At 61.1% G+C, this 8028-nt stretch carries 7 protein-coding genes and 2 pseudogenes; 1 reads left to right on the top strand and 8 read right to left on the bottom strand.

Annotation, left to right across the window (positions count from 1 at the left end):
* The 4 genes and pseudogenes from WB528_RS22420 to WB528_RS22405 form a co-directional block, all read right to left on the bottom strand.
* A partial coding sequence (locus tag WB528_RS22420; protein ID WP_423890781.1) for a KUP/HAK/KT family potassium transporter occupies positions 1-666 on the bottom strand: 666 nt, incomplete at its 3' end.
* Positions 667-793: 127 nt separating this feature from the next.
* The gene (locus WB528_RS22415; protein ID WP_423890779.1) at positions 794-2692 is read right to left on the bottom strand and encodes a potassium transporter Kup; all 1899 of its coding nucleotides are present in this window, start codon (positions 2690-2692) and stop codon (positions 794-796) included.
* Positions 2693-2852: 160 nt separating this feature from the next.
* On the bottom strand, positions 2853-3683 hold the full coding sequence (locus WB528_RS22410) for a flagellar motor protein MotB (RefSeq protein WP_423890777.1): 831 nt from the start codon (positions 3681-3683) through the stop codon (positions 2853-2855).
* A gap of 30 nt (positions 3684-3713) precedes the next feature.
* A pseudogene (locus tag WB528_RS22405) lies at positions 3714-4486 on the bottom strand (motility protein A).
* A 251-nt stretch (positions 4487-4737) separates the two neighbouring features.
* Here WB528_RS22405 and WB528_RS22400 point away from each other — a divergent pair.
* Entirely contained in the window at positions 4738-5178 is a 441-nt protein-coding gene (locus WB528_RS22400) for an AprI/Inh family metalloprotease inhibitor (RefSeq protein ID WP_423890775.1), read from the top strand.
* A gap of 31 nt (positions 5179-5209) precedes the next feature.
* On the opposite strand, the gene WB528_RS22395 is transcribed toward WB528_RS22400, so the two are convergent.
* From WB528_RS22395 to WB528_RS22380, 4 genes and pseudogenes are all read right to left on the bottom strand, one after another.
* Positions 5210-5929 carry an RraA family protein gene (locus WB528_RS22395; RefSeq protein WP_423890773.1) on the bottom strand — a complete coding sequence of 240 codons (720 nt, stop codon included), beginning with the start codon at positions 5927-5929 and terminating at the stop codon, positions 5210-5212.
* A 102-nt stretch (positions 5930-6031) separates the two neighbouring features.
* Complete coding sequence (locus tag WB528_RS22390) at positions 6032-6907, bottom strand: CDP-alcohol phosphatidyltransferase family protein (protein WP_423890772.1); 876 nt, start codon at positions 6905-6907, stop codon at positions 6032-6034.
* Between the two features lie 55 nt (positions 6908-6962).
* Positions 6963-7661: a phosphatidylserine decarboxylase gene (locus WB528_RS22385; protein ID WP_423890770.1), complete on the bottom strand. Its 699-nt coding sequence runs from the start codon at positions 7659-7661 to the stop codon at positions 6963-6965.
* A gap of 148 nt (positions 7662-7809) precedes the next feature.
* Positions 7810-8020 (bottom strand): annotated as a pseudogene (locus tag WB528_RS22380) (DUF559 domain-containing protein); the annotation flags it as partial.
* Positions 8021-8028: the final 8 nt, after the last annotated feature.

The raw sequence follows: 8028 nt of genomic DNA, 5'->3' as shown, positions 1-8028 counted from the left end.
GGCCAGCGCGGGGTTGAGGGCCAGGAACACCTCTGGATGCCGCAAGATCGGGCCGATCGCCCCGATCGCGATGACGGCGAACCAGATGCACATAATGGGCCCGAAAAAAAACGCGACGCGGGCGGTGCCGCGCGACTGCGCGGCGAACAGCACCAGCAGAATAACCACGGTGAGCGGCACGACATATGGATCCAGAGCCGCCGTGACGAGCTTGATGCCTTCGATCGCCGAGAGCACCGATAACGCCGGCGTGATCACCGCATCACCGTAAAACAGTGCTCCGCTCACAATCCCCAGGAGAACGATGGCGCCGGCGCCGCGACTGACCGCGCGCTGGGCGAGCGCCATCAAAGCCAGCGTTCCGCCCTCGCCGTGATTGTCGGCGCGAAGCAGTATCACGACATATTTCAACGTGACGACGATGATCAGCGCCCAAAGGATCAGCGAGACCACGCCGAGTACCGCCGCCGTCCGGGCGACGCCCGAGGGCCCGCTGGCCGCAACGACCGCCTCGCGCAGCGCATAAAGCGGGCTGGTGCCGATGTCCCCATAGACGACGCCGATGCTGCCGATCAGAAGGGCTTTCAGGCCGGCTGTCGAATGGACTTCGCCATGCCCGTTAGCCGCCGTCGTTTCCGGGGCGGGAGCTACAACATCACTGGTCATTGGGTGGAGGAGCCTCAAACTGCTTCACTGCGCAATCGCAAAGCGAGGCGGCTTATAGCCCTGCGCTCGAAGCATAGCCTACCCTGATTTTGAGCCCTTACCATGCAAAAAATGCATGGACCGGCATCTATATTGTAACCTGGGTTCCGACCTCGACCACCCGCCCGGTCGGGATCTGAAAATAGTCAGTAGCATCATTCGCCGAGCGGCTCATAGCGATAAACAGGTGATCCTGCCACTGCGGCATCCCGGACTGGGCAGATGGCTTCAGTGCCCGACGCGATACGAAGAACGATGTCGACATGATATCGAACTGCCAGCCAAGCTTGCGTGCGACCCCCAACGCTTTCGGGACGTTGGGGGTTTCCATGAACCCAAAACGCAGCTGCACGGCTGAAAATCTTTCGCTGATGGTTTCCATCCGGACGCGTTCAGCAAGCTCGACCCGCGGCGTCTGCGCGGTCTGAATCGTCAGGATCACATTGTGTTCATGGAGCACCTTGTTGTGCTTGAGATTGTGCAAGAGCGCAGTCGGCACCGAAATCGGGTCGCTGGTCAGAAAAACAGCAGTGCCCTTGACGATGTGAGGTGGCCGCTTTTCAAGGCTGTTGATCAGCTCCTTCAACGGCACCTCGATGCGCCGGGTCTTCTGCAGAAGGATCGCCGTGCCGCGGCGCCAAGTCCAGATCATGAGCGCCATGGCGAGGCCGAACAACAGCGGCACCCATGCGCCTTCGAACAGCTTCAATAGATTGGCGCTGAAGAAGGTCATGTCGACGACAACGAACGGCACGATCACTGCGGCTGCGGTAGCCGCGCGCCAGTTCCACAATTTCCAGATCACGACGAAACCCATGATGCCATCAGCGACCATGGTCGTGGAAACGGCGATACCGTAGGCGGAAGCAAGCCCGCTGGACGAACGGAAGAGCAACACCAGCAGCAACACACCAATCAGCAACAGCCGGTTCACGCGCGGCAGATAGATCTGCCCGGCATGCGTTTCCGAGGTGTAGCGGACCTCAAAGCGCGGCAACAGACCGAGTTGCACCGCCTGCCGGGTCAGTGAATAGGCTCCTGTTATCACCGCCTGGCTGGCGATCACGGTCGCCGCGGTGGCCAGGGCAATGAGTGGCAGAAGCAGGACCTGGGGAACCATACGGTAGAACGAATTTTCAACTGCGGCCGGATCGGAAAGCACAAGCGCGCCTTGACCGAAATAATTGACGAGAAGCGACGGCAGTACGAAATAAAGCCACCCAGCCTGGATCGGCTTGCGTCCGAAGTGACCCAGATCGGCATAGAGCGCCTCGCCGCCGGTCACGGCGAGAAATACCGCGCCCAGCGTTACCATTCCGATCGTGCCGTGCGAGAGCAGGAATTGAAGGCCATACCAGGGATTGATTGCAGCCAGCACCGAAGGATCATCGCTGATATTAACAAGGCCGATCACCGCCAGCGCGCTGAACCAGACCGCCATCACCGGACCGAAGGCAGAGGCGACGCGCGCCGTGCCATTGCTCTGAACCGCAAACAATCCAACCAGAATGAAAACGGTCAACGGCACCACGTAATGTTCGAGCGCCGGCGTGGCCAATTTCAGTCCTTCTACCGCCGATAGGACCGAGATCGCCGGTGTGATCATGGAATCGCCGATAAACATCGAGGCACCGATCACGCCCAGCACCAGCAATGGCCAGCTTCTGCCGCCCAGGGCACGCTGACCCAGCGCCATCAGCGACAACGTGCCGCCCTCGCCGTTGTTGTCGGCACGCAACAGCAACAGAACGTATTTCGCGGTGACAACGATAAAGAGCGCCCACAGGATCAGCGACAAAACGCCGAGCACCATGAGACGAGTGACCGGCTGCCCCTGTGCCGCACCGGCGACTGCTTCGCGAAATGCGTATAGCGGTGATGTCCCGATGTCGCCAAAGACAACACCGATACTTCCCAGTGTCAGCGCCCAAAAACCAGTCGTGCCCGGCCCGTCATGGGCCTCTGCGGAGGTAGCGCTGGCGGCCATGGGGATGAAATGGCTCTAACGATGATTTTGATCCGGACGGGCTATCGACGCTTTCCGGAGATGCCTGTCAACCGACCGACGATAGCAGGGGCGCGACAGGCCGTGCGTCGCCACAAAGCCGCACCTGCGTTGAATTTTCCAAGGTAATATGGTAGCGATGTCAGGGCTTCAGGCCGGGCGGCAGCGGCGGATTTTCGCGCATCAAGGTGATGGTCACCCGGCGGTTGGCTGACAGCGAGGGATCGTCAGGGAACAGCGGCTGGGTATCGGCCTTGCCGGAGACGGCGAAGATGTGGCCGGGCGGAAGCCCTTCCCGTTCGAGGATCTGGCGCACGGCGTTTGCGCGGTCGGCCGAGAGGTCGAAGGCGCCATAGTCGCTGCGGGTCGCAATATAGCCGGCGGAGGTGTGACCGGCGATCGAAACCCTCAACGGGGTCGCCTTGAGCGGGGCCGCCAGCTTCTGGATCAGCCGGCGCGTCCGCTCATAAGGCACCTTCGATCCTTCGGCGAACATCGACCGGCCGTCCTGATCGACGATCTCGAGGTTGAGGCCCTCTTTGGTTTCCTCGAACATGATGTGCTTGGAGATTTCGGTCATCTCCGGCATGTCCTGCAGCGCCTGCCGCAGCGAAGCCGAGGCGAGAGCGAATTCGCGATCGATCTTCAACCTGGCGCCCGCGACCTGGTTTCGATCCTGCTCGTCCGGGGTCGGCGTATTGGAGGCCTCATCCGGCGAAATATGATCGACGTTCTTCAGCTTGGGGCGCGTCGGCAGGCCGTCGGATTCGATGATGCCGGAATAGCGCACGTCGGTCTGTACGCCGAAAGCATCCCGCATTGAGCCGGCAACAATCTTGAGCTTGTTGTTGTCCATGGTGGAAAACGCCACGAGCATCACGAAGAAGCTCATCATCAGACCCATGAGGTCCGCGAAGGTCACGAACCAACCGTGTCCTCCGCCATGTGCGTCGCCGCGTTTTTTCTTGGCCATCGCCGATTTTCCGCCCCGAGGTCCGCGAAGCTACGCCGCGACCTCGTCGCCCTCCATGTGGCGATGCTTTTCCGGCAGGTAGGCCAGAAGCATTTCGCGAACCAACGTCGGACTCTTTGAATCCCGGATCATCAGAATGCCGTCGATGATGAGGGTGCGGTTGGTCTCCTCGTCGAGCAGTTTGCCGTGCAGCTTGTCGGCAAGCGGCAGGCAGAACAGGTTCGCAACCAGCGCGCCGTAGAGCGTGGCGAGCAGCGCGGTCGCCATGAACGGACCGAGCTTGGAGGGATCGGTCATGTTGGCGAACATCTGCACCATGCCGATCAGCGTGCCGATCATGCCGAAAGCCGGCGCGCAGTCGCCGATGGCGCGGTAAATCTTGCTGCCTTCGTCGAGATGCATCAGGAAATTGTCGCGGTCGCGCTCGAGATTGTCGCGGATGAATTCATATCGTAGCCGTCGGCGATGTAGCGAATCCCCTTGGCGAGGAACGGCTCGTCGGTCTCGACCTTTTCCAGGCCGACGGGTCCCTGCTTGCGGGCGATTTCGGCAATGCGGGCGAGCTCGTCCACAAGGTCTCGTGCCGAAAGCCGGCTCATCGTGAAAGCAAACTTGGCGCCGAGCGGAAGTCCGTGCAGCATCACGCCGAGGGGAAAGCGGATCATGGTGGCGGCGATCGAGCCGCCGAAGATGATGATGACGGCATGTTCGCTGAAGAACATGTGCAGATCGCCGCCCATGAACACCATCGTGGCGATGACAATCATGCCGAACACCAGTCCGGCGCCTGTCATAATATCCATGGGAGACTCCAACGCGTACGCGAACGACCGGCCATCCTGGACGGTCGCGCAGCCCCCTCCGAGCCACGCACTTCAAACCCTACGGGCCGGCCATTAAAGACGCGTAAAGGTTAAGCGGTTTTGAGATAACCGCCTGAGCAAACCGAGAAGATATGGTCGAGACGCTAGTTCAGGCCCGCGAGAGTGGCCGGCGCGCCGCCCTGACACGGTGGCAACATTCTGCTAACCATAATGACCGTCCGCTATTTTGCATGTCGCTTGCCATGGCTTTCCGCGTCAGTCCCCTGCCCGCCATCGTCTGCGCATTGCTGCTTGCGGCCTGTAGCGGCGGCGATCGCATGACGTTCGGCGGCGGATCGGACAGCTCGCCCGCCGCCAATCCTGCACCGGCGGGTCCCGCGGCCAAACCGCCGCCGGTGAACATGGCCGGCCGATGGAGCTTGTCGGCCACCGGCGCGACATCCTGCAAGATGACCTTCGGCGCAAGCAGCCCGGACGCAACCGAAGGCACGATTGCCCCCGGCGGCGGATGTCCGTTCAATTTCTTCACCAGTCGAAAGTGGAACTATACCGAGGCCGGTCTCACACTGCGCGATCACAATGCGCAAGCCCTGGCGCAGCTTTCTCCGGCCGGGCCCGGCGGCTTTGAAGGCAAGACCAATGCGGGCCAGGAAGTCGCGCTGTCGCGTTAGCGCGGCTCCCAAATTCCCGCCGCTCAGAGCTTCAGTGAATTTCCGCCGAACGCTTCAGCGCTGCTTTCAGCTTCTCGAGGCTGAAATCCTTAGCTCGCGCGATCTCCAGAATGGGCGTCTCGCGGCGGCCGCATAGTTCGGCGGCGTCGGGTATTTTAGGCGCGATATCAGCTGGGATCATAATCGCCCCATGCTGATCGGCATGAATCAAATCGTCCGATCGGACCGTCATTCCGGCAACGCGAACCTCACCGCCGAAGTTCTCGGCATGAACCCAGGCATGGGACGGACCGATGGAGCCTGCAAGCGCCTGGAAACCCGGCGCCCATTGCGGGATGTCGCGGATCGAGCCGTCAGTTATGACGCCGAGGCATCCGAGCGCCTTGTGCACGTTGCTCTGCACCTCGCCCCAGAACGCGCCGTAGCCGACGTCGGGACCATCGATGTCCTGAATGACGGTGATCCGCGGTCCCCAGCCGGTGCCCATATATTCGTAATAGGCAATGCGGCGCCGCGCCTGTTCGTCGGCCGGAAGCTGCGACTTGAGCACCGAGCGGATCGTTACCGTCCGCGCATAACCAACCATCGGCGGCAAGTTGGGAAACGGGCAGACCAAAGGCTTGGTGGTGTAGCCGATCAGTCGTCGCTCCGGCGCAACGACTTCCATCGCATTGCAGATCGTGGGCGTATCGTAACGCGCCAACGCCTCAAGCACGGCGGCAGGTAGCGGCGCGGGGGCGGAATTCGTCACTGCATTCTCCAGCGTTCTAACGGGTAAATATCCCCGAACGCATATAGCCGACCGCGGCACGATCGGCAAAAGCGACGCTTTTCACCAGCAGAAATGATCAGGTCAGTTCAATCGAGCGGGCCGATCGTCGTCATCGGCGGCCGCCGGCAAAAACGGCGACGGCGGATCCGCAGCAGCGCTAGCGGCAACGGTCGGCGTCGCCAGCGCTTCAGCCTTGCGCCGATGGTCGCGATAGGATTTCCACCCGACCGGCAGACTCAGGAGGTAAATCACTGTGCCCAGCGAAAGAATATACCAGGGATAGCCGATCAAAAGCGCGATGAAGAAGACCACTGAGACAAAGACCGGTAGCACCATTTCCGGCGGCACCCGCATGCGTACCGTCTTGCCCGAAAACACCGGCAGGCGCGAAACCATCAAACAGCCGATCGCGAACGTATAAACTGCGGTCACTGCGGCCGGCGGTTTTGGCACGCCGAGAAACGCCAGATAGATCGGGAGCAATACCGTGATCGCGCCAAGGGGCGCGGGAACGCCGGTGAAATAGTTCGCCGCATAGGCCGGTCTGTCGGGATCGTCCATGGTCGCGTTGAAACGCGCTAGCCTCAGCCCGCCGCTGATGGCGAAAACCATCGCGGCAATCCAGCCGCCATTATTTAGCTCATGCAACTGCCAGAAATACAGCATCAAACCCGGCGCCACGCCGAAATTGACGAAGTCGGCGAGACTGTCGAGTTCGGCGCCAAACTTTGACTGCCCCTTGATCATGCGCGCGACACGGCCATCGATGCCGTCGAGTACGGCGGCAAACACGATCGCGGCGACCGCCAGTTCCATCCGCCCTTCCGTAGACAGACGGATCGCGGTGAGGCCGGCGCAGATCGCCAGCAAGGTGATGAAATTGGGAACGAGCATGCGCACCGGAATCGGACGAAACCGGCGGCGCCGCAGTTCCACATATTTGGGGTCGATCGCCATGATCGTTCATATATAGCAAGCAGCGGCCAACTTCGCCATTACCGCGGCCGTTTGGTTAATCGCCGCGGTAGGTACGTCCCTGATCGCTCAGCCTGAAATCGGCCAGTACGGTCTCACCAGCGATGGCGGTTTGGCCTTCCGCGACCAGCGGGCTCGTTCCTTCCGGCAGGTAAACGTCAAGACGCGAGCCAAAACGGATCAGCCCGAAACGCTCGCCGGCCCCGATCATCTGCCCTTCCCGCACAAACGACACGATCCGCCGCGCCACGAGCCCTGCGATCTGCGTCACGCCGATCCGGCCGTTCGACGTGGAGATGACAAGCGAATTGCGCTCGTTGTCCTCGCTTGCCTTGTCGAGTTCGGCGTTGATGAACTTGCCCGGCCGATAGGCGATGCGATCAATGCGCCCCGCGACCGGGCTGCGATTCACGTGGCAATTGAACACGCTCATGAAGATCGAGATGCGGGGCAGCGGCCGGTCGCCAAGCCCGAGTTCAGCCGGCGGCAACACCCGCGTGATCATCGAAATACGTCCGTCGGCTGGCGCGACTACGATGCCTTCCCGCACCGGCGTCACCCGCACCGGATCGCGGAAAAACAGCGCGCACCAGACGGTCAGAAGCGTGCCGATCCAACCCAGCGGCGACCACAGCCAGAACAGGACCAGGCTTGCGAGCGCAAAGCCCCCGATGAAGGGATAGCCCTCGGGATGAATGGGCGGAATCTGCGCACGAATGGAATTGGCAATCGACATCAATGTTCACAATGACTATTCCCCTCTCCCCTTGTGGGAGAGGGTGGCGCGCCGCGAAGCAGCGCGCCGGGAGAGGGGTCGTGGCCGCAATCATGATCGCTTCAAGCACGCCACTGGTATTCCGTAGCACTTCATTATTCCAGAACCGCAGAATGCGAAACCCTTTCGAGCCATCGCGTCCGCCGTTGATCGCTTTTGTTGTCAGCGTGCTGACCACCGTCGACCTCAACAATCAGATTTTTCTGCAAAGACGCAAAGTCCACAACATAAACCGGACCAAAACTTGCCGTCGGAACTTCATCCCGGCCAAGCGGTGCACGCACAAGGGGTACCAGAGCCCTCCGCTCGGCCTCGGTCATATTTGCAC

Origin of the sequence: Bradyrhizobium sp. (genome assembly GCF_049586575.1) — a bacterium.
In the GTDB taxonomy this organism is placed as follows: Bacteria; Pseudomonadota; Alphaproteobacteria; order Rhizobiales; family Xanthobacteraceae; genus Bradyrhizobium.
The sequence above is the reverse complement of the archived record's forward strand: the minus strand, read 5'-3'. Positions and strand labels throughout refer to the sequence as shown.